Origin of the sequence: Comamonas sp. 4034 (assembly GCF_050434545.1) — a bacterium.
GTDB classification, from domain to species: Bacteria; Pseudomonadota; Gammaproteobacteria; order Burkholderiales; family Burkholderiaceae_C; genus Comamonas; species Comamonas odontotermitis.
In genome coordinates, this window is the sequence record NZ_JBNDIT010000016.1 from 37995 (window position 1) to 58042 (window position 20048).

Here is a 20048-nt window from a genome sequence, read left to right on the forward strand (position 1 = left end):
CAGCGGATCGCCAGGCACCGCTACAGATTGGGTGGCTTGGCTGCCCAGAACGTGAAAAAGGCCGCAAATGCGGCCTTTGGGAAGTATTGGAGTGCTCTGCGGCACCCCAGCACGGATTACATACCTTCGCGCTGTGCACGCTTGCGGTCGTGTTCCTTCAGGTGGCGCTTGCGCACGCGCAGGCTGACGGGGGTGATTTCCAGCAGTTCGTCGTCCTCGATGAACTCCACGCCGTATTCCAGCGACAGCTCTATAGGAGGCGTGATCTTGATTGCATCTTCCTTGCCCGAGACACGGAAGTTGGTCAACTGCTTGGTACGGGTAGCGTTCACCACCAGATCGTTGTCGCGGCTGTGGATGCCGACGATCATGCCTTCGTACACGGGATCGTTGGCCTTGACGAACATGCGGCCACGGTCATCCAGCTTGCCCAGGGCGTAGGTGAAGATTTCACCGTCGTCCATCGAGATCAGCACGCCGTTCTTGCGACCGCCGATTTCGCCCTTGTAAGCCTCGTAGCTGTCAAAGATGTTGGAGATCAGGCCGGAACCACGGGTCAGGTTCAGGAATTCGTTGGTGAAACCGATCAGGCCACGGGCTGGAATGCGGTATTCCAGGCGGACACGGCCACGGCCATCGGGCTCCATGTTCACCAGTTCACCCTTTCGCTCGCCCAGAGCCTGCATCACGCCACCCTGGTGGCCTTCTTCGATGTCGGCGGTAACCAGCTCGATAGGCTCGTGCTTTTCGCCGTCCACCATCTTCATCACCACGCGGGGCTTGGAGACGGCCAGTTCATAGCCTTCGCGGCGCATTTCTTCCAGCAGAATGGTCAGGTGCAGTTCACCACGGCCAGACACTTCGAAGATACCGTCTTCGTCGGTTTCCTTGACGCGCAGCGCCACGTTGGAGCGCAGCTCCTTCTGCAGACGGTCCCAGATCTGGCGGCTCGTCACGAACTTGCCTTCGCGGCCAGCCAGCGGCGAGGTGTTCACGCAGAAGTTCATGGTCAGCGTGGGCTCGTCAATCTTCAGCATGGGCAGCGGCTGAGGATTGGAGATGTCGGTGATGGTTTCGCCGATACCGATGTTTTCAATACCGCTCACCAGCACGATCTCGGAAGGACCGGCTTCGGTGGCCTGCACACGGTCGATACCCTGGAAGGTGTGCACCTGGTTGATCTTGCCGTTGTAGCTCTTGCCATCCGGGCCGGCCATCACGGCAACTTGCTGGCCGGGCTTGAGCGTACCCTGGGTGATGCGGCCCACGCCGATACGGCCCACGAAGGTGGAGTAGTCCAGCGCCGACACCTGCATCTGCAGCGGTGCCGTAGCATCGCCTTGCACCGACGGCACGTGTTCCAGAATGGTTTCGAAGAGGGCCGACATGTCAGGACCCCATTGCGCGCCGGGCTCGCCCTCTTCCTTGGACGACCAGCCATTGATACCCGAGGCATACACCACGGGGAAATCCAGCTGTTCATCGGTGGCGCCCAGCTTGTCGAACAGGTCAAAAGCGGCGTTCACGACCTTGTCGGGGTTGGCACCGGGCTTGTCCACCTTGTTCACCACCACGATGGGCTTGAGGCCCAGGGCCAGCGCCTTCTTGGTCACGAAACGCGTCTGGGGCATCGGGCCTTCCTGCGCATCGATCAGCAGCACCACACCGTCCACCATGGACAGCGCGCGCTCCACTTCACCGCCGAAGTCCGCGTGGCCGGGGGTGTCGAGGATGTTGATGTGGGTGCCGTTCCACGACACGGCGCAGTTCTTGGCCAGAATGGTGATGCCACGCTCGCGTTCGATGGCATGGTTGTCCATCACGGTGTCCACGACCTTTTCGTGCTCGGCAAAAGTGCCGGACTGGCGCAGCAGTTGGTCAACCATGGTGGTCTTGCCATGGTCAACGTGGGCGATGATCGCAATATTGCGGATTTGTTTGCTCATGATGTTTCCAAAATGCCGCTGGCTTGTGGACGCGGCGTTCCTTCCAAAATTTGTTGAATCTCGATGGGGCTGAGAAGCCGGTCGGGAATGAGTTCCCGCGCCCGGATGTGCGCCACGCCCAGCAGTGCCGGTAGGTGGTCATTTGCCTCCAGGCCGCCCAGCGGCACATCGCCATAGACGGCGACAGCCTCCGCATCCGCCCAATCACCCCGCCGGCGCAGGCCGGACAGAAATCTGGCTGCATTATCGCCATCGAGCATGACACGCGTGTGCGCCGCCAGCAATGTATCTGCCGGCAGTGCATATTGCAGGCGTTCGGCATCAGGCGTTGCTTCGATCTGCTCGATGGTGACGGTGCGCGAGAGGTCAATGCCACCGGTCTCGATGCGGCGCAGGCTGCGCAGATGTGCGCCCGCCCCCAAGGCCGTGCCAATGTCTTCCGCCAGGGTACGCACATACGTGCCCTTGCTGCATTGAACGAGCATCTTGATGGCAACGAACGATTGCTCGTCTTCGCAGACAGCCAGTTCCAACCGATAGATGGTGACCGCGCGCGCTTCGCGCTCGACAGTGATGCCGGCACGCGCATACTCATACAGGGCCTTGCCATCGCGCTTCAAGGCGCTGTACATCGGCGGTACCTGCTGAATGTCGCCGGTGAACTGCGCGGCAACCAGGGCCAGGCGTTCAGCGGTCAGAGCAGCGCGTTCTGCAGCACCCAGCTCCCATGTCTGCACCACATCCCCTTCGGCATCGCCGGTGGTGGTGGTGGCGCCCAGGCACACCAAGGCCTCGTAAGTCTTGGGCGCATCGAGCTGCAGTTGGCTGAACTTGGTGGCCGCGCCAAAACACAGCGGCAGCACGCCGGTCGCAAGCGGATCAAGCGTACCGGTGTGGCCAGCCTTTTCAGCGCGCAGCAACCACTTCACTTTCTGCAAAGCGTCGTTACTGGACAGGCCAATGGGTTTATCGAGCAGCACCACCCCATGCACAGGGCGCCGCTGCACCCTGGTGCGAGTGGCGTTCATGCTTCAACCTTCTTCGGGGCCGCGCGACGCCACTGCCTTGGCGATCAAGGCGTTCATGTCAGCCGCACGCTCGGTGGTACGGTCGTAGATGAAGTGCAAGGTCGGCACGGTATGGATGTGCAGGCGCTTGAACAGCCCATTGCGCAGGAAACCTGCGGCCTGGTTCAGCGCGTCCTGGGTCTGGTCCGGATCACCCACCAACAGGCTGAAGTACACCTTGGCGTGGGCATAGTCCGGCGTCACCTCTACGGCTTGCAGAGTCACCATGCCGACGCGCGGATCCTTCAACTCGCGGGCGATCAACTCCGACAGATCCCGCTGGATCTGGTCGGAGACTTTGAAGCTGCGGTTCGGTGCAGCAGATTTGCGTTTGGTTGCCATGTATAAAAAGTGAGCTGAAGGCGCTTGTCGCACAAGGGATTCAAGGTCTTCTCAACCTCCAATCCTTGCACGACTTGCGCCAGCAGCTATCGCCTTTAGAGCGTACGGGCGATTTCCTTGATCTCGAAGACTTCCAGCATGTCGCCTTCTTTGATGTCGTTGTAGTTGCGCAGCTTGATACCGCACTCGAAGCCTTCCTTGACTTCCTTGACATCGTCCTTCATGCGGCGCAGCGACTCGATCTCACCCGTGTAGATGACCACATTGTCGCGCAGCAGGCGGAAGTGCGCACTGCGGGTGACATGGCCCTGGGTGATGTACGAACCCGCCACAGTACCGATCTTGGAAGCCACGAACACGGTGCGGATCTCAGCCATACCGATGATCTCTTCGCGCTGCTCGGGCGCCAGCATGCCCGACATGGCTGCCTTCAACTCATCGACAGCGTCGTAGATGATGTTGTAGTAGCGGATGTCGACATCATTGCCTTCAGCCGTCTTGCGTGCCTGGGTGTCTGCACGCACGTTGAAGCCGATGACGATGGCCTTGGAAGCCAGTGCCAGGTTGACGTCGGATTCGGAGATACCACCGACTCCGGCATACACCATCTGCACCTTGACCTCGTCGGTCGACAGCTTGAGCAGCGAAGCAGCCAGTGCCTCCTGCGAGCCCTGGGTGTCGGCCTTGATGATGATCGGCAAGGTCTGCACATTGCCTGCGCCCATCTCGGCGAACATGTTCTCCAGCTTGGCGGCTTGCTGCTTGGCCAGCTTGGTGTTGCGGAACTTGCCAGCACGGTAGGTGGCAATTTCACGGGCGCGACGCTCATCGGGCAGCACCATGAAGTCGTCACCAGCTTGCGGCACGTCGGACAGACCCTGGATTTCGACCGGGATCGAAGGACCTGCGTCCTTGGCAGTCTTGCCGTCCTCGTCCACCATGGCGCGCACACGGCCATAGGTCTGGCCTGCCAGCACCACGTCGCCCACCTTGAGGGTACCCGATTGCACCAGCACCGTGGCCACAGGGCCGCGGCCCTTGTCCAGCTGGGCTTCGATCACGATCCCCTTGGCATTGGCGTCCACCGGAGCCTTCAGCTCCATCACTTCGGCCTGAAGCAGCACCTGCTCCAGCAGCTCGTCGATGCCCTGGCCGGTCTTGGAGGACACGGCAACGAATGGCGAATCACCACCGTATTCTTCAGGCACCACCTCCACCACCACCAGCTCCTGCTTGACGCGGTCTGGATTGGCTTCAGGCTTGTCTGCCTTGGTGATGGCCACCACGATAGGAACACCAGCCGCCTTGGCGTGCTTGATGGCTTCCTTGGTCTGTGGCATCACGCCGTCGTCGGCTGCCGCCACCAGAATCACGATGTCCGTAGACTGGGCACCACGGGCACGCATGGCCGTGAAGGCCTCGTGACCCGGGGTATCCAGGAAGGTGACCACGCCGCGCGGCGTTTCCACATGGTAGGCACCGATGTGCTGGGTAATGCCGCCGGCTTCGCCCGCAGCAACCTTGGTGCGGCGGATGTAGTCCAGCAGCGAGGTCTTGCCGTGGTCGACGTGACCCATCACGGTCACCACAGGTGCACGTGGCAGGGCTTCGGCTTCGGCCTGGTTCTCTTCCTCGACGGTGAATGCTTCTGGATCATCCAGTGCGGCCACGTGCGCCTTGTGGCCCATTTCCTCCACGACGATCATCGCGGTGTCCTGGTCCAGCGGCTGGTTGATGGTGACCATCTGGCCCATCTTCATCAGCGCCTTGATCACTTCGGATGCCTTGATGGCCATCTTGTGGGCCAGTTCGGCCACGGTGATCGTCTCAGGCACATGAACGTCCAGCACGCGAACTTCCACGGGCGCAGCGGCCTGGTGGTGGTCGTTGCGGCCATTGCCTCGGCGACCGCCGCCACGGGGGCCGGCGCGCCAGTTATTGCCACGGTTGCCCACCCCGCCGGAGCTGTCGCCACGGGTCTTGATTTCCTTTTTCTTGCCGTTGTCGTTCTGGTTGCTCCAGCTCGACGACAGCTTGGCCGACTTGACTTCCTTGTTGACGCCAGCGCCCGGGCCGGTCTTGGCCGCACCCGCTGTACCCGTAGTGGCAGGCTTGTGCAGGGTACCCTTCTTGGCGTCAGCCGGCTTGACTTCCTTCTTCTCTTCCGAAGGCTTCTTGGCCACGAGCACCTTCTTGGGCGCATTCATCATGGCACGGATGGCCTCGGCTTCGGCCAGCGCCTTGCGGCGACGGTCGTCCAAATCTGCGGCGCGCGCAGTCTCTTCCGCAACACGGGCCTGGGACTCTTCCTCGGCCTTGCGCTTGGCATCAGCCTGCGCTTCGGCGCGAGCGGCAGCTTCTGCGGCATGCTCACGCTTTTCTTCTTCCTTGGCAGCCTTGGCTTCAGCAGCCTTGGCGACTTCGGCAGCAGCGTAGGCAGCAGCGCGCTCTTCGGCTTCACGCTCCTTGCGTTCGCGCTCTTCACGCGCAGCACGTTCCTGAGCCAGGTCAGCCTCCTGCTGGCTGATCGAATCGGCTTCGCGGCGGGCTTCTTCCTCGCGCTTGACCAGATCGGCCTTGTGCTCGGCTTCCTTCTGCTTGGCTTCGGCGTGCTTGATGGCTTCTTCCGAATTGGCTTCCACCACATCATCGCGCTTGACGAAGGTGCGCTTCTTGCGCACTTCGACCTGGATCGTGCGAGCCTTGCCCGTGGCATCGGCCTGCTTGATCTCGCTGGTCGACTTCTTGGTCAAGGTGATCTTCTTGCGATCTGCAGAGCCATGAACAGCCTGCAGATGCGTCAGCAGCTTTTGCTTGTCTGCCTCAGTCAGTGCATCGGACGCAGCTTGCTTGGGCAGGCCTGCAGATTGCAGTTGCTCCAGCAAGGTTTCCGGCGATTTTTTGAGTTCAGCGGCGAACTCAGCAACAGTATTACTCGACATATCTTGTTCCGTGCCTCCCGACCTTATTCCTGTCCATCAAACCAGTGCTCGCGTGCCTTCAAAATCAAGGCCTTCGCGTCTTCTTCTGACTGGCCGGTCAGCTCGGTCAATTCATCAATGGCCAGATCGGCCAGGTCGTCGCGCGTGTGGATTCCACCAGCTTCCAGTTGGGTCACCAACTCAGGCGTCATCCCTTCGAGATCACGCAATTCTTGGGAAACACCGGCAACACTCTCTTCGCGGGCAATGTCCATCGTCAGCAGCGCATCCTTGGCGCGCGAACGCAGTTCATTGACCGTTTCTTCGTCAAAACGCTCAATCTCCAGCATTTCCTGCAGCGGCACATAGGCCACTTCTTCCAGGCTGGAGAAGCCTTCTTCGATCAGGATGTCGGCGATTTCCTCGTCCACATCCAGCTTTTCCATGAACAGCTTGCGCGAGGTGCTGGTTTCCTCTTCCTGCTTGAGGGCAGATTCGGCAGCATCCATGATGTTGATCTTCCAACCCGTGAGGTCGGAAGCCAGGCGCACGTTCTGGCCGCCGCGGCCGATGGCAATGGCAAGGTTTTCCTCGTCCACCACCACATCCATGGCGTGCTTTTCTTCATCCACCACGATCGATGACACATTGGCAGGTGCCAGTGCACCGATCACAAACTGGGCAGGGTCCTCGGACCACAGCACGATGTCGACACGTTCGCCAGCGAGCTCGTTCGTCACCACATTGACCCGGCTGCCGCGCACGCCGACGCAGGTACCGATCGGATCGATTCGCTTGTCGTGGCTGAGTACGGCAATCTTGGCGCGGCTGCCTGGATCACGGGCGCAGCTCTTGATCTCGAGCAGGCCTTGTTCGATCTCGGGCACTTCGTTGCGGAACAGCTCCACCATGAATTCGGGGGCCGAGCGCGACAAGAGGATCGGTGCGCCACGCAAGGTCAGGTCCACGTCCATGATCATGGCGCGCACACGGTCGCCATTGCGCAGATTTTCCTTCGGAATCATTTCCGCACGACGCAGTCGGCCTTCGACACGGCCCGATTCCACGATCAGGTCGCCCTTGTCCATGCGCTTGACGGTGCCCGAGAAGACCTTGTCGCCACGCGCCATGAACTCGTTGAGCAGCATTTCGCGCTCGGCGTCACGGATCTTTTGCAGGATGACCTGCTTGGCAGCCATCGCGCCGATGCGACCGATGGGCAGGGATTCGATCTGCTCTTCCAGGAAGTCGCCGATCTGTGCATCGGGCTTGCGGTCCACCGCATCCATCAGCATTTCTTCGGCTTCCGGGTTCTGCAGACCAGCGTCGTCAGGCACCACCAGCCAGCGGCGGAAGGTGTCATAGTCGCCCGTATCGCGGTCGATGGCCACACGCACATCCACTTCGCCTTCATACAACTTCTTGGTTGCCTGGGCCAGGGCAGATTCCACAGCGCCAAAAACCACATCGCGCTCAACGTTCTTTTCGCGCGCGATGGCATCCACCAGCATCAACAATTCGCGATTCATGCGACGACTCTCCTATTTCAATCTTCAAACAGAAAGTGGAGAACAGACCCACTTCCCATAGCACTCGATTCAGCCCTGCTCATCGGCAGCAGGCGCTGCAGCACGGCCTTTGAAACTGACAATGGGCGCCAGGCGCGCCTCGCGCAACTCCTCCAGCGTGAACCCCATGCTCTGCAGCGGTGCAGGCGGACGCTTCTTGCTGACACGCGCACCAGGCTTGACCGGCGGCGCATCGCTCCAGACGATCTGCCAGCCTCCAACCTCGGTACGCTCCAGCGTGCCGCGAAACTTCTTGCGATTTGCACTGATGCCGGTACCTTCGGCGGCAGCGCCAATGGCTTCCTTCAAGGTCAGGTCAATCACTTCGCCGGTAAAGCGGATGAAATCCTGCTCATGGCGCAGCGGACGATCGATACCGGGCGAGGACACTTCCAAGCGCGTGTAATCGACTCCGTCGACTTCCAGGGCAAACTGCAACTGGCGGGTGACTTTCTCGCAATCCTCAACCGTCACAAACTGCTCTGGCACACCCTCGGGGCGGAGGTCTTCCGCAGTCCAGGGCAGATCAATGGTGATGCGCAAAAGGCCACCAGCGGAGCGTTCGATCTCCACCAGGTCATAGCCCAGGCCAGTCACCGTTTGTAAGGCGATTTCTTGCAAGCTCACGTGTAATATTTATCCCGCAAATACGAAAAACCCGAGAGCCACGGAAAGTTACACATTCCGCAGCTTCGAGCCGAAAAACATGCGACCAAAAAAAACGGGCGGTTGGCACCGCCCGGTTGGTCGTGTATTGCATCCATTATAGGGGCAAACCAGTAGCTTTGCAACGACTGGACACCGATTGCGTACCCGCGTGCGTTCCCTGCAATCAAGCCCGCGCAGCCAGCAGTTGGCGCACATTGGCCAGCAATGCGTGGGCTGCATCCCCGGGAGGCAGCGCAGGCGCTCCAGAAGCGGCAAAACGCTCCAACATGCGCTGCAAGACGCCGATCTGCGGCAGCAACGGCCCCAAAAACACCGGCTGGTCGCCCTGCCCCACAAGCACCGTGGGAAACGTTGCAATATCCAGATCGCCCACCACGTCTTCCTCGTCTTCCACATCCAGCCAGGCGAACTGCATGGAAGGCAATTGCACTGCCAGCGCATCGAACACCGGCTGGTACTCCTTGCAGGTACCACACCACTCAGCGCACAGACACACCACCAGCCAGGGTGCAGACGCAGCCTCTGTCATACAGACTTTCCCCTTCAGCAATTGCAAAGCCGTGTTTGTACCACCATTGGCAAGCCCGAATCCCAGGTATTAATTTGCAAAACTTGCCGTTGCAGGCTTGAATCATTGAAAAAAACTACCATTTTGTGCTTATTCGGTTGCACACTGGACAATGCAATGGTCAGTGAACGCAGCCAGCAAAAAATCGGGAGCACTCATTCACCATGGATAGCAAAAACTACTACCAAGTTCTCGGAGTGGAAAAAAAGGCCTCGGCGGACGATATCAAAAAGGCGTACCGCAAGCTGGCCCGCAAATACCACCCCGACATCAGCAAGGAAAAGGATGCCGACAAACGCATGGCCGAATTGAACGAGGCCAATGCCGTGCTGTCGGATGCGGAAAAGCGCGCAGAGTATGACGCCATGCTGGACGCGCCGCGCGGCTTTGCAGGCGGGGCGCGTGGCGGCAACCCTTTCCAGAATGCCGAGGGGTTCAATCCGGGCGATTTCAACTTCAGCCGCCAGCACATGGACGGCGACGCCGACTACAGCGATTTCTTCAACCAGATGTTTGGCCAGGCCCGTGCACAGCGCGGCGCTGGCGGGCCCGGCAGTGCGAGCGGCCGCATGCCCCCCATGCGCGGCGAAGACCAGCACGCCAGCATTGAGCTGGATCTGATCGACAGCTACCAGGGGGCCGAACGCATGCTGACCCTGCATGGCCGCCAGGTGGACGAGCACGGCGACGTCGTCACGAAAGAGCGCCAGTTGCAGGTCAAGATCCCCAAGGGCGTGCGCGAAGGGCAGATGATCCGCCTGGCCGGCCAGGGCGGCCCGGGCTACAACGGCGGCGAAGCGGGCGACCTGCTGCTGGAAGTGCATTTTCGCGCCGACAAGCGCTGGCGCACGGAAGGCAAGGATGTCTACATGCCTCTGCCGGTGGCGCCATGGGAGGCTGCGATTGGCGGCTCTGCGGAGGTGAATACGCCTGCGGGCACGCTGGAAGTGACCATTCCCGCCGGCTGGTCAGCAGGGCGAAAGCTGCGCCTCAAAGGCAAGGGGCTGCCCGCAGCAACGCCAGGTGACCTGTATCTGGAGCTGCAGTTGACCACACCGCCAGCCGACAGCGCCGAGGCCAAGGCCGCCTACGAGGCGTTTGCCCAGGCCTTCCCTCGCTTCCAGCCCCGCCAAGGAGTCTGAACATGGACCACTACACCGCCAGCATTCACACCACTACGCTGGAAATCCTGGACGACGACGCACTGGACGCCGTCACCCTGGCCCGCGCCTGTCACCGCAGTGTGGAATGGGTGCAGGCCCGCGTCGTGGACGGTGTGCTCACCCCCAGCACCGGCACGCGCCACGCAACTGCCGTAACCAGTTGGCGCTTTGCCAGCCCCTCCATCGTGCGCGCCAGGCGCGTGGCACAGCTTGAGCGCATGTACGACGCCGACCCGCAACTGGCCGCGATGACCGTGGATCTGATGGAGGAAGTGCTGGACCTGCGCCGCAAGCTCCAAGGCTTCTGACAGTACCGCAGGCAATAAAAAACCGCACCCTATGGTGCGGTTTTCTGTATGACAGCCGGCGGAAAATGCGCCATCCGCATGCCGCGCCTGATCGTGGCAAGCGCGGCATGCGGACGGCACAAAAACGGTTCGCCGCCGCTACGGGGCGAATTAACCGCCCTTGTGCGTACGCTTGCCTGGGTTCTTCTTGGTGCGGGTAGCCACACCGCGAGCGCGGCTCGACTTTTGACCACGGCCTGGGGTAGGCAGGCTCTTGCCATTGGGCAGCGCTGGTTGAGGGGTGAACTTGCGATCAGCTTCCGTAACGATTTTATTGCCCATGCTGGGACCTCGCGATAAAGACAAAACCCTTATTAGGCCACAGAAGCAGCGGAACAAAGAAAAACCAGAGACTAAATCCCACGCATTCGTGCGAAATTAGCCGACTAAACCACGCCAACACCTTGTTTTTCAATAGCCTCATTGCATGGCATTCACGAGGGTGCTTGTAAATTTCTTGAACCTGCTTACGATCCTGTGATCAATCAAGCCATCGAGACTTGCACAAATTCAGCCCAGGCCCCATGTTTTGGCCGCGAGAATATGGCTGTAGAGGCCCGCTTGCCTGGTTGTCTGTCTGTTTGTTTGTACCAGTGCCGCCCATTGTTTATTGCTTGAGGAGAAAGGTTTTCTATGGATGAGCGAGAACCGCAAGATTCCCAGCCCGGTCGCGCGCCGTGGCTGCCTGTGGTCACTGTGGGTCTGTCGGCCCTTGCGGCCTATGCGGTGTACCGGTGGTTCGGCAACCATTCCAGCAAGGTGGTGCCCGCCGCGCAGATCGAGCCGGTGTCCGACTTTGACGTGGAGCGCTTCGTTGGCGACTGGTATGAGATCGCGCGCATCGAAAAAGGCCTGGGCAAGCCGCTGACCCGCTCGCGCATCGAGTACGAACTGCAAGATGACGGCAGCCTGTCCATCACCATGCGGGGCTTTCATGCCGGCACCCACCGCTGGGTGGAATCCACTGGCAATGCGCGCTTTGTCGGGTCCCCACACTTTGGTGCGATGAAGGCATCTTTCCTCGGCCCGTTCTATGAGGGCTACCACATTGTCGCCATCGATCAGAACTACCAGTGGGCCATGATCATGGGCGACACCACCGATTCGTTCAAGTTGCTCTCGCGCGAGCCGGTACTGGACGGCGAAACCACCGAACTGCTGCTCTACCAGGCGGAGCTGATGGGCGTGGAGGCCGAACGCATCCATTGGGTGATGCAGGACGGCGTGAATCCGACGGGGCAATGGTAAGGGATAGAAATCCATTCTGGCGAGCATCCATAAAGCGCCAATAGCTATCAAATTGATATCAAAAAGGAGCATTTCTGCTCCTTTTTGATTTTCAGGCCTTGCACTGACCTTGCCCTGGCCTTCCGTTACACACCAACCAGCCGGGCCCCAGCCCTCTCCCGCTCCAGCAATGCCACCATGCTGCCTTCGAACTGGATTTCGCCCTTCTCCAGCACATAGGCCCGGTCGCTCACCAGTTGGGCGAAGTGCAGGTTCTGCTCGCACAGCAGGATGCTCACGCCATGCGCCTTGAGCTGCAGGATCATCTGCACCATCTGCTCCACGATGACCGGCGCCACGCCTTCCGAAGGCTCATCGAGCAGCACCAGGTAGGGGTTGCCCATCAGGGTGCGCGCCACAGTCAGCATCTGCTGCTCACCGCCGCTCATCTGGCCCCCTGGGCGCTCGGGCATGGCTGCCAGGTTGGGAAAGAAGGCCAGCAGGCGCTCTGCCGTCCAGTCGCTCGCCACCGTGCCGTCCGGCCAATGGCGGGCGGGCTGGCGGCCCACCTCCAGGTTCTCCAGCACCGTCAGTTCGGTGAAGATGCGGCGGTCCTCTGGCACGTAGCCCAGGCCCAGGCGGGCAATCTGCCAGGCTTCATGGTGCGAGATATCGCTCCCGCAAAAACGCACCTGCCCGCTGCGCCGTGCCAAAAGACCCATGATGGCCTTGAGCGTGGTGGATTTGCCCGCACCGTTGCGCCCCATCAGCGCCACCACCTCGCCACGCCGCACGCTCAGTGACACATCAAACAGGATATGGGCCGCGCCGTACCAGGCGTTGAGCTGGCGGGCCTCCAGCAGCACATCTGCGTTTGCAGCATTCACGGCGCCGTTCATGCCGCCTCCCCGTGGGCTGCCGCCTCGTAAGTAGTGCCCTTGCCCAGGTAGACAGCCTGCACTTCGGGGTTGCTGCGCACCTCGTCCGGCGAGCCTTCGGCGATCAGGCGGCCACGCGCCAGCACGATGATGCGGTCCGCATAGGCAAACACCACATCCATGCTGTGCTCGGTGAACAGTACCGCCATGTCGCGCTCGCGCGCCAGGCGCTGCGTCAGCGCCATCAACTGGTGGCGCTCGGCCTGGGCCATGCCGGCCGTGGGCTCGTCCATCAGCAAAAGTGCCGGTTGGTGCGCCATGGCAATGGCCAGTTCCACGCTTTTCACGTCGCCATAGGCCAGTTCGCTGCAGGGGCGCTCTGCCTGGGCCTGCATGCCCACCAGCGCCAGCAGGGCAAGCGCCTCGTCACGCCGGAAATCACGTGCCTTCTGCCACAGCCCAAAGCTGCGGCCTGCCGCCGACAGCAGCGCCATCTGTACGTTTTCAACCACTGTCAGCGACGCAAAGGTTTCCGCAATCTGGAAGGTGCGCCCGACCCCCAGGCGCCAGATCTCGCGCGGCAGCTTGCCCACCAGCTCGGTGCCATTCAGGCGCACCGATCCGGCGTCTGCCCGCAACTGTCCACCCACCATGTTGAAGGTGGTCGTCTTGCCTGCGCCATTGGGACCGATCAAGGCCAGCACTTCGCCGCGCCGCAGCGAAAAGCTGACATCGGCCACCGCCTGCACGCCGCCAAAGCGCTTGCCCAAATGGCTCACCTGCAGCAATTCCGTCATGATTTATGCATCAAAACAATATCCAGCCCTTGCCCATTAAGCGCAATCAGCTATTAAAACAATAGTTCACGGGGCCACCGGCGACAGCTCCAGGCTCGAAGCCATCAGGCGCTGGGTATAGGCCTCGCGCGGGGCGTCCAGCACTTGCATCACTTCGCCCGATTCGACAATCCGCCCGTCCTTCATTACCAGCACCTGGTGCGCCATGGCGCGGATCACCGCGACATCGTGGGTGATCAGCAAATACGACAGCCCGCGCTCCTTTTGCAGCCGCTGCAGCAAGGCCAGCACCTGCTGCTGGATGGTGACATCGAGCGCACTGGTGGGCTCATCGAGCACCAGGATATCGGGGTTCACGATCAATGCACGGGCAATCGCCAACCGCTGGCGCTGGCCGCCCGAGAATTCGTGCGGGTAGCGCTCAAGCAGACCAGGGAACTGCTCCTCGGTCAGGCCCACTTCTCGCAACAATGCCAGCACCTGCTGCTGCAGATCGGCGGCGGGCATGCGGGGGTGGGCCAGTTGCAGCCCCTCGCCAACGATCTCCTGCACCGTCATGCGCGGCGACAGGGACGAGAACGGATCCTGGAACACCACCTGCACCTTGCGGCGCAATTGCTGGTTGGCAGCCGTGTTGCGCTGCGCGGGCAATTGCCAGGGCTGCTGCTCGATGCGCAGCTCACCCGTGCTGGGCAAGAGGCCCAGAATGGCCTGGGCCAGGGTGGATTTGCCCGAGCCCGACTCGCCAATCACGCCCAGTGTCTGGCCCTGCGCCAGTTGCAGGCTGGCTTCGCGCACCGCCTCGAACCGCCCCTTGCGGAACCAACCCTGGAAGCCCGACAGCGGCGTGGCATAGGCCACGGACAGGTTCTGCGCCTGCAGCACAGCCTGCGCACCCGCCTGGGGCGCGACGACATCGCGCTGCGGCGTGCTGGCCAGCAGCTTGCGTGTATAGGGATGCTGCGGCGCAGCAAATACCTCGGCCACACTGCCCTGCTCTACCAACAGGCCTTTTTCCATCACAGCCACCCGGTCGGCAAAGTGTCGCACCAGTGGCAGGTCGTGCGTGATCATCAGCACCGCCATGCCCGTCTCGCGCTGCAGCTCGTTCAGCAGATCCAGAATCTGCCCGCGCAGGCTCACGTCCAGCGCTGTGGTGGGTTCATCGGCAATCAGCAGCTTGGGTTTGCAGGCCAGTGCCATGGCGATCATGGCGCGCTGGCGTTGCCCGCCACTCAACTGGTGCGGATAGCTGCCCGCTCGCCGCTCGGGCTCGGGGATGCCTGTAGTGGCAAGCAGTTGCACGGCCTGCGCCCAGGCAGCCTTGTCCGACAGCCCTTGCTTGAGTTGCAGAACCTCTGCAATCTGCGCGCCCATGGTCATCAACGGGTTGAGTGCCGTCATCGGCTCCTGAAAGATCACCGCGATCTCATCGCCGCGCACGGCCTGTATCTCTCGCTCTGAAATTTGCAGCAGGTTGCGCGCACCCATCAAGGCCTCGCCGCGCAATTGCGCGTCTCCCACCAAGCGCAGCAGCGACAGTGCCGTCACGGATTTCCCCGATCCGGATTCACCCACCAGCGCCAGCTTTTCGCCCGCGTGCATCGAGAAGCTCACGCCCTTGACCACGTCCTGGCCACCAAAGGCCACATGCAGGTCGCGCACCTGCAACAGCGGTGCTGGCTCCGCCCGATTGGTGTCAACCATGGCGCACCTCCGCGTGTCCTGGCTGGGCAGGCAAGGCTGCCGCTATGGTTTGCGTAGCTGTCTGCGCTTTGTTGGAGGGCGCTGCCGGGGTATTGAGCTGTTTTCTCGGATCGAGTGCATCGCGCAGCGCATCGCCCATGAAAGTGAGCAAAAGCAAGGTGATCACCAGAACACCAAAGGTGGCAAGTGATATCCACCAGGCGTCAATGTTGTTCTTGCCCTGCGAGAGCAGCTCGCCCAGGCTTGGCGTGCCGGGAGGTACGCCCAGGCCGAGAAAATCGAGCGAGGTCAGCGTCAGGATTGCGGCACTCATGCGGAAAGGCAGAAAGGTCACGACCGGTGTCAGGCTGTTGGGCAGAATGTGCCGCCACATGATCTGCCAATTGGGCACGCCCAGCGCGCGAGCAGATTTGACATAGTCCAGCTGCCGGTTGCGCAGAAACTCGGCGCGCACATAGTCTGCCAACCCCAGCCAGCCAAACAGGCTCAGCAGAATCAGCAGCAGCGCCACGCTGGGCGCAAACACCGCGCTGAAGATGATCAGCAGGTACAGCTCGGGCATCGAGCCCCAGATCTCCGACAGGCGCTGCAGCAGCAAGTCGGTCTTGCCGCCGAAAAAACCCTGAATGGCGCCCGCCACCACGCCCAGCAGCACGCCAATGGCCATCAGCGCCAGGCCAAACAGTACGCTGACGCGAAAGCCGTACAGCAGCTGCGCCAGCAGGTCGCGCCCCCGGTCATCAGTGCCCAGCCAGTTGTCGCGCGACGGCGGCGAAGGATTGGGCGCCTTGGCAAAGTAATTGATGGTGGATTTACCGTAGCGGTTGATGGGGAAAATCGCCCAATTGCCATCCTTGGTCAGTTGCTGCTGGATGAAGGGATCGAGAAAATCGGTAGTGGTATGGAAATCACCACCAAACGTGGTTTCCGGGTAATCCTTGGCCAGCGGAAAGTAGGTGTGCCCTTCGTAGCGCACGACAAGCGGCTTGTCGTTGCTGATCACCTCTGCAAACAGGCTCACCACCACCAGCACCACAAAGACCACCAGGCTGCAGAACCCCAGCTTGTTGGATTTGAAGCGGCGCCAGGCACGGGCGGCGGGAGAGCGGCCCGGGGCCGCAGTGGAAACACGCTCGGTCATCGGTATGGTCTGCGGAGACTGTGCTGGCACAGCTCCCCTCCTGTCGCTGAATGGTTGGGCCTGTAGCCGACTATATCGTCATTGAAAGCAGCATTGACAGCACTATTGATAGCGCCATTGGCCGACAGCAAAACGGCGCGCCTTCGGCCATGCTGTGCGCCATGCCTGCTGCCAATCCCCCCCATGCCCTGCGCACTGCGCTGCAGGGCATTGCCGTCTTTGAAGCCCTCAAGGGCGTTGCTGCACTGCTGGGCCTTCTGGGTCTCTTGAGCCTGCTGCACCACGATCTGCACCGCCTCGCGCTGGAACTGATCGGGCACTTCGGCCTGTCGCCCGAAGCCCGCTACCCTGCAGTGCTGATCAACTGGGTGGACAGGATCAATGCCAGCTCCATCCACACCCTGGTGCTGCTGGGCTCCCTCTACATCGCACTGCGCTGGCTGGAGGCCTGGGGCCTGTGGCACGACAAGGCGTGGGGCGAATGGCTGGGCGCGCTGTCTGCGGGCCTGTACATCCCATTGGAGATTCGGCACCTTCTGGCGCATCGCCACTGGCAGGGTGCGCTGGTGTTGCTGCTCAACCTCGCACTGGTGGCCGTGCTGCTGCGCCGCCTGTATCTGCGGCGCAAGGCGTAAGGGGTGGCTGGGCATGCGCGCCTCAGTCAAACTTGACACGCGGATCCACCCACACGTAACACAGGTCGCTGACAAGCTTGGTGACCAGGCCGATCAGGGTGAACAGGTACAGGGTGCCCAGCACCACCGGGTAATCGCGGCGGATCACGCTCTCGTAGCTGAGCAGGCCCAGCCCGTCGAGCGAGAACTGCGTCTCGATCAGGAGCGAGCCGGCAAAGAACGCGCCAATGAATGCCGCAGGAAAGCCGGTCACAATGGGCAGCAATGCATTGCGGAACACGTGGCGCCACAGCACCTGACGCTCCGACAGGCCTTTTGCGCGCGCCGTCATCACATACTGCTTGCGGATTTCCTCCAGGAAGGAATTCTTGGTGAGCATGGCGGTCACCGCAAAACTGCCCGCCACCATGGCCGTCACCGGCAAGGTGATATGCCAGAGGTAATCGATGATGCGCGCGCCCCAGCTCAGCGCCTCCCAATTGGACGAGGTGAGCCCGCGCAGCGGAAACCATGCCAGTTGCCCGGCAAACACTACCAGAAGCAGCACGCCCAGCACAAACCCCGGAATGGCATACCCCACCAGCACGAACAGCGAGCTGACCAGATCGAAGCGTGAGCCTGCCCGCACCGCCTTGGCAATGCCCAGCGGCACGGCCACCAGATAGCTGATCAGAAAGGTCCACAGGCCCAGGCTGATGGAGACCGGCAGCTTTTCCTTGATGAGTTGCCAGACGCTCTTGTTCTGAAAGAAGCTGCGGCCCAGGTCAAACCGGGCAAACTGGCCCACCATCTGCACAAAGCGCTCGGCAGGCGGCTTGTCAAAGCCATAGAGCGCCTTGATCTCGTCGAGACGCTTCTGATCAATGCCCTGGCCGCCACGGTAGCTCATGCCGCCGCCCTCTGCACCACCGCCAGCACCCGCCTTGGCCTCGGCCAGGTACTGCTCCACCGGGCCACCGGGTACGAACTGGATCACGACAAAGGTCAGCAGCAGCACGCCCAGCAGGGTCGGGATCATCAGCAGCAGGCGTTTGAGGATGTAGGCGAACATGCGTGCGGGGCTCCTGCGTCAGGCGTCTGCGTGGCTCACGGAATCGATATCCGTCGAAAATACTATCAAAAACATAGCTTCTTGCGCTTGCACAGTGGGCAGAAAAGGCCTTTTTATCATAGTTTTTCGGGATCGCTTCAAGGCTTGGCTGTTTCTGCCGTCAACGGCGGCAGCCGCGCCCACCAGTTGTTGATGACCCAGGTCTCCCCCGGCGCATAGGCCGGAATCTGCGGCGGCACAACCAGGCGCCAGGCGTCGTACACCATGCGGTGGCTGCCTGCGTAGTACTGCGGAATCAGGTAGTGGCCTGCAACAATGATGCGCTCGAGCGCATGGCAGGCCGGCAGCAGCTGCTCCTCGGTCTTGGCGCTGCTCATCTGGGCAATCATGGCGTCGACGGCGGGGTTCTTCAAGCCGATGAAGTTGCCCGAGCCTTCCTGATCGGCAGCGGCACTGCCAAACAGCTCTGCATATTCCTGGCCCGGGTTGTTGGTGCCGGGAATGTTGAGCGTGATGATGTCGAAATCAAACTTGTCCATGCGCTGCTGGTACAGCGCGAAATCCACCACGCGCAGCTTGAGCGTGATGCCCAACTTTTCCAGGTTGCGTGTCCAGGCGCTGACCACCTTGGCGCCCCCTTCGCTGCTGTCCAGGTATTCCAGCACCAGCGGCTCACCCTTGGCATTGCGCAGCAGGCCGTCGCTGCCCACTTTCCAGCCCGCATCTGCCAACAGCTTCTGCGCCTTGCGCAGATTGCCGCGCAGGGTATGCTCGCCCCCCGCTTCGCCTGAGGCACCGTCCGTGCGGGGCGGCTCCTGGATGGGGTCCAAGGTTCCCGCAGGCAAATCCTTTTCAAAAGGCTGGAGCAAGGCCAGTTCGGCTGCGCTGGGCGCGCCATGGGTCTCGCAGGCCGTGTTGCCAAACAGGCCATGCACCCGCTGGTAGGCGCCATAGAACATCTGGCGACTCATCCACTCGAAATCGTAGGCCAGTCCCAGGGCCTGCCGCACGCGCGCATCCTGCAAGAGCGGGCGGCGGGTGTTCAGAAAATAGCTTTGAAAGCCCGACGGCAGCTTGTTGGCAAAATCCCCCTTGCGCAGCTCTCCGCTGTCAAAACGCTTGCCATAGAGGCGCCGCGCCCAGTCGCCTGCGCTGAAAAAACGCATCAGGTCGAATTCGCCCGCCTTCAAGGCTTCCAGCCGAGCCGTGCTGTCCCGGTAGATCTTGATGGTGACCTTGTCGAAGTTGTTGCTGCCCACGCGTACCGGCAGATCCTTGCCCCAATAGCCCGGGTCGCGCACGTAGGTGATGTCCTTGCCGAAGTTGACCGGCCCGATCTTGTACGGGCCGCTGCCGATCGGAATATCGGTCACGATCTGGTCAAACGGCCTGGCCTTGCCATCATCGCCCTTGCCCCAGTCGCGGCTGAAGACCGGTAGACCGCCCACGGTCAGCGGCAGATCGCGGTTGGGCTTTTTGAAGCGAAAGCGCACAGTGCGGTCGTCAACCACATCGCAGCCGTCCACATCCACCAGCAGAGTTTTATACCCGGGTGATACATACTTGCTGATCAGCGTTTCATAGCTGTATTTCACATCCTGCGCGGTGACGGGCTTGCCATTGTGAAAGCGCGCCTCCTTGCGCAGCCGGAAGGTGGCAGACAGGCCGTCTGGCGCCACCACCACATCCTCGGCCAGCAGGCCGTAGCCGGTGGCCGTTTCGTCCAGGCTGCCGGTCAGCAGGCTCTCGAACAGCATGTCGCTCAGGTAGGCCGGGGGCGAGCCCTTGATCGTGAACGGGTTGTACTTGTCGAAGGTCGAGTAACGCAGGCCGCTCACCAGCCGCAGCTCACCGCCCTTGGGGGCGTCCGGGTTGACATAGCCAAAATGCTTGAAATCCGCGCCATAGCGCGGCTCGCCCCACAGGGCATAGGCATGGTTGGCCCAGGCAGGAGCGGCAGCGGCCGCACACAATATCAGCGGAAGGCAAAAGCGCATGCGACAATTCTGCCTCAGCCGGGG

Annotated in this window: 18 protein-coding genes; 4 read left to right on the plus strand and 14 right to left on the minus strand. The window is 61.4% G+C overall.

The window, feature by feature from the left end; genetic code table 11:
- Nucleotides 1-116: 116 nt before the first annotated feature.
- The 7 genes from typA to ABIE32_RS16505 form a co-directional block, all read right to left on the minus strand.
- Nucleotides 117-1946 (minus strand): translational GTPase TypA, encoded by a 1830-nt coding sequence (gene typA / locus ABIE32_RS16475; RefSeq protein WP_429017731.1) that lies wholly within the window; start codon nucleotides 1944-1946, stop codon nucleotides 117-119.
- Nucleotides 1943-2974, minus strand: a complete 1032-nt coding sequence (gene truB / locus ABIE32_RS16480; RefSeq protein ID WP_224149349.1) for a tRNA pseudouridine(55) synthase TruB — start codon at nucleotides 2972-2974, stop codon at nucleotides 1943-1945. The genes typA and truB overlap by 4 nt, the downstream gene beginning before the upstream one ends.
- Nucleotides 2975-2977: 3 nt before the next feature.
- Entirely contained in the window at nucleotides 2978-3355 is a 378-nt protein-coding gene (rbfA, locus tag ABIE32_RS16485) for a 30S ribosome-binding factor RbfA (protein ID WP_184709727.1), read from the minus strand.
- 95 nt (nucleotides 3356-3450) lie between these two features.
- The gene (gene infB, locus ABIE32_RS16490) at nucleotides 3451-6297 is read right to left on the minus strand and encodes a translation initiation factor IF-2 (RefSeq protein WP_429017732.1); all 2847 of its coding nucleotides are present in this window, start codon (nucleotides 6295-6297) and stop codon (nucleotides 3451-3453) included.
- 23 nt (nucleotides 6298-6320) lie between these two features.
- The gene (nusA, locus tag ABIE32_RS16495) at nucleotides 6321-7805 is read right to left on the minus strand and encodes a transcription termination factor NusA (RefSeq protein WP_429017734.1); all 1485 of its coding nucleotides are present in this window, start codon (nucleotides 7803-7805) and stop codon (nucleotides 6321-6323) included.
- Between the two features lie 69 nt (nucleotides 7806-7874).
- Nucleotides 7875-8471, minus strand: a complete 597-nt coding sequence (gene rimP / locus ABIE32_RS16500) for a ribosome maturation factor RimP (RefSeq protein ID WP_224149352.1) — start codon at nucleotides 8469-8471, stop codon at nucleotides 7875-7877.
- A 205-nt stretch (nucleotides 8472-8676) separates the two neighbouring features.
- Nucleotides 8677-9042, minus strand: a complete 366-nt coding sequence (locus ABIE32_RS16505; RefSeq protein WP_429017735.1) for a thioredoxin family protein — start codon at nucleotides 9040-9042, stop codon at nucleotides 8677-8679.
- A 203-nt stretch (nucleotides 9043-9245) separates the two neighbouring features.
- On the opposite strand from ABIE32_RS16505, the gene ABIE32_RS16510 reads away from it, so the two are divergent.
- Together ABIE32_RS16510 and ABIE32_RS16515 are read left to right on the plus strand one after the other, a co-directional pair.
- A complete protein-coding gene (locus tag ABIE32_RS16510) occupies nucleotides 9246-10223 on the plus strand; it encodes a DnaJ C-terminal domain-containing protein (protein WP_429017737.1) in 978 nt (325 codons plus the stop codon).
- A 2-nt stretch (nucleotides 10224-10225) separates the two neighbouring features.
- Complete coding sequence (locus tag ABIE32_RS16515) at nucleotides 10226-10552, plus strand: MerR family transcriptional regulator (protein ID WP_429017739.1); 327 nt, start codon at nucleotides 10226-10228, stop codon at nucleotides 10550-10552.
- A 150-nt stretch (nucleotides 10553-10702) separates the two neighbouring features.
- On the opposite strand, the gene ABIE32_RS16520 is transcribed toward ABIE32_RS16515, so the two are convergent.
- The gene (locus ABIE32_RS16520) at nucleotides 10703-10873 is read right to left on the minus strand and encodes a hypothetical protein (RefSeq protein WP_224149356.1); all 171 of its coding nucleotides are present in this window, start codon (nucleotides 10871-10873) and stop codon (nucleotides 10703-10705) included.
- A gap of 351 nt (nucleotides 10874-11224) precedes the next feature.
- On the opposite strand from ABIE32_RS16520, the gene ABIE32_RS16525 reads away from it, so the two are divergent.
- On the plus strand, nucleotides 11225-11839 hold the full coding sequence (locus ABIE32_RS16525) for a lipocalin family protein (protein WP_429017740.1): 615 nt from the start codon (nucleotides 11225-11227) through the stop codon (nucleotides 11837-11839).
- Between the two features lie 125 nt (nucleotides 11840-11964).
- Here ABIE32_RS16525 and ABIE32_RS16530 read toward each other — a convergent pair whose 3' ends face one another.
- The 4 genes from ABIE32_RS16530 to ABIE32_RS16545 form a co-directional block, all read right to left on the minus strand.
- Nucleotides 11965-12717, minus strand: coding sequence for an ABC transporter ATP-binding protein (locus tag ABIE32_RS16530; RefSeq protein WP_429017742.1), 753 nt, complete (start codon nucleotides 12715-12717; stop codon nucleotides 11965-11967).
- Entirely contained in the window at nucleotides 12714-13493 is a 780-nt protein-coding gene (locus ABIE32_RS16535) for an ABC transporter ATP-binding protein (RefSeq protein ID WP_429017744.1), read from the minus strand. The genes ABIE32_RS16530 and ABIE32_RS16535 overlap by 4 nt, the downstream gene beginning before the upstream one ends.
- A gap of 66 nt (nucleotides 13494-13559) precedes the next feature.
- Nucleotides 13560-15200, minus strand: coding sequence for an ABC transporter ATP-binding protein (locus tag ABIE32_RS16540; RefSeq protein WP_429017746.1), 1641 nt, complete (start codon nucleotides 15198-15200; stop codon nucleotides 13560-13562).
- Nucleotides 15193-16341, minus strand: coding sequence for an ABC transporter permease (locus tag ABIE32_RS16545; protein ID WP_429017816.1), 1149 nt, complete (start codon nucleotides 16339-16341; stop codon nucleotides 15193-15195). Before ABIE32_RS16545 ends, ABIE32_RS16540 begins: the two co-directional genes overlap by 8 nt.
- A 50-nt stretch (nucleotides 16342-16391) precedes the next feature.
- Between ABIE32_RS16545 and ABIE32_RS16550 the strand changes: the two genes are divergently transcribed.
- Nucleotides 16392-16976 carry a DUF2127 domain-containing protein gene (locus ABIE32_RS16550; RefSeq protein ID WP_429017748.1) on the plus strand — a complete coding sequence of 195 codons (585 nt, stop codon included), beginning with the start codon at nucleotides 16392-16394 and terminating at the stop codon, nucleotides 16974-16976.
- Between the two features lie 22 nt (nucleotides 16977-16998).
- Here the strand turns inward: ABIE32_RS16550 and ABIE32_RS16555 are convergent, their stop codons facing one another.
- Together ABIE32_RS16555 and ABIE32_RS16560 are read right to left on the minus strand one after the other, a co-directional pair.
- The gene (locus ABIE32_RS16555; protein ID WP_224149362.1) at nucleotides 16999-18027 is read right to left on the minus strand and encodes a microcin C ABC transporter permease YejB; all 1029 of its coding nucleotides are present in this window, start codon (nucleotides 18025-18027) and stop codon (nucleotides 16999-17001) included.
- Between the two features lie 137 nt (nucleotides 18028-18164).
- Nucleotides 18165-20024, minus strand: a complete 1860-nt coding sequence (locus ABIE32_RS16560) for an extracellular solute-binding protein (RefSeq protein ID WP_429017751.1) — start codon at nucleotides 20022-20024, stop codon at nucleotides 18165-18167.
- Nucleotides 20025-20048 lie beyond the last annotated feature (24 nt).

Coding starts and splice junctions, on each gene's coding strand:
- ABIE32_RS16505 (WP_429017735.1), bottom strand. CDS start 9,042: ATGACAGAGGCTGCGTCTGCACCCTGGCTGGTGGTGTGTCTGTGCGCT.
- ABIE32_RS16555 (WP_224149362.1), bottom strand. CDS start 18,027: ATGTTCGCCTACATCCTCAAACGCCTGCTGCTGATGATCCCGACCCTG.
- ABIE32_RS16530 (WP_429017742.1), bottom strand. CDS start 12,717: ATGAACGGCGCCGTGAATGCTGCAAACGCAGATGTGCTGCTGGAGGCC.
- ABIE32_RS16520 (WP_224149356.1), bottom strand. CDS start 10,873: ATGGGCAATAAAATCGTTACGGAAGCTGATCGCAAGTTCACCCCTCAA.
- ABIE32_RS16525 (WP_429017740.1), top strand. CDS start 11,225: ATGGATGAGCGAGAACCGCAAGATTCCCAGCCCGGTCGCGCGCCGTGG.
- ABIE32_RS16535 (WP_429017744.1), bottom strand. CDS start 13,493: ATGACGGAATTGCTGCAGGTGAGCCATTTGGGCAAGCGCTTTGGCGGC.
- infB (WP_429017732.1), bottom strand. CDS start 6,297: ATGTCGAGTAATACTGTTGCTGAGTTCGCCGCTGAACTCAAAAAATCG.
- nusA (WP_429017734.1), bottom strand. CDS start 7,805: ATGAATCGCGAATTGTTGATGCTGGTGGATGCCATCGCGCGCGAAAAG.
- ABIE32_RS16510 (WP_429017737.1), top strand. CDS start 9,246: ATGGATAGCAAAAACTACTACCAAGTTCTCGGAGTGGAAAAAAAGGCC.
- truB (WP_224149349.1), bottom strand. CDS start 2,974: ATGAACGCCACTCGCACCAGGGTGCAGCGGCGCCCTGTGCATGGGGTG.
- typA (WP_429017731.1), bottom strand. CDS start 1,946: ATGAGCAAACAAATCCGCAATATTGCGATCATCGCCCACGTTGACCAT.
- ABIE32_RS16545 (WP_429017816.1), bottom strand. CDS start 16,341: ATGACCGAGCGTGTTTCCACTGCGGCCCCGGGCCGCTCTCCCGCCGCC.
- rbfA (WP_184709727.1), bottom strand. CDS start 3,355: ATGGCAACCAAACGCAAATCTGCTGCACCGAACCGCAGCTTCAAAGTC.
- ABIE32_RS16540 (WP_429017746.1), bottom strand. CDS start 15,200: ATGGTTGACACCAATCGGGCGGAGCCAGCACCGCTGTTGCAGGTGCGC.
- ABIE32_RS16515 (WP_429017739.1), top strand. CDS start 10,226: ATGGACCACTACACCGCCAGCATTCACACCACTACGCTGGAAATCCTG.
- ABIE32_RS16560 (WP_429017751.1), bottom strand. CDS start 20,024: ATGCGCTTTTGCCTTCCGCTGATATTGTGTGCGGCCGCTGCCGCTCCT.
- ABIE32_RS16550 (WP_429017748.1), top strand. CDS start 16,392: ATGGTTGGGCCTGTAGCCGACTATATCGTCATTGAAAGCAGCATTGAC.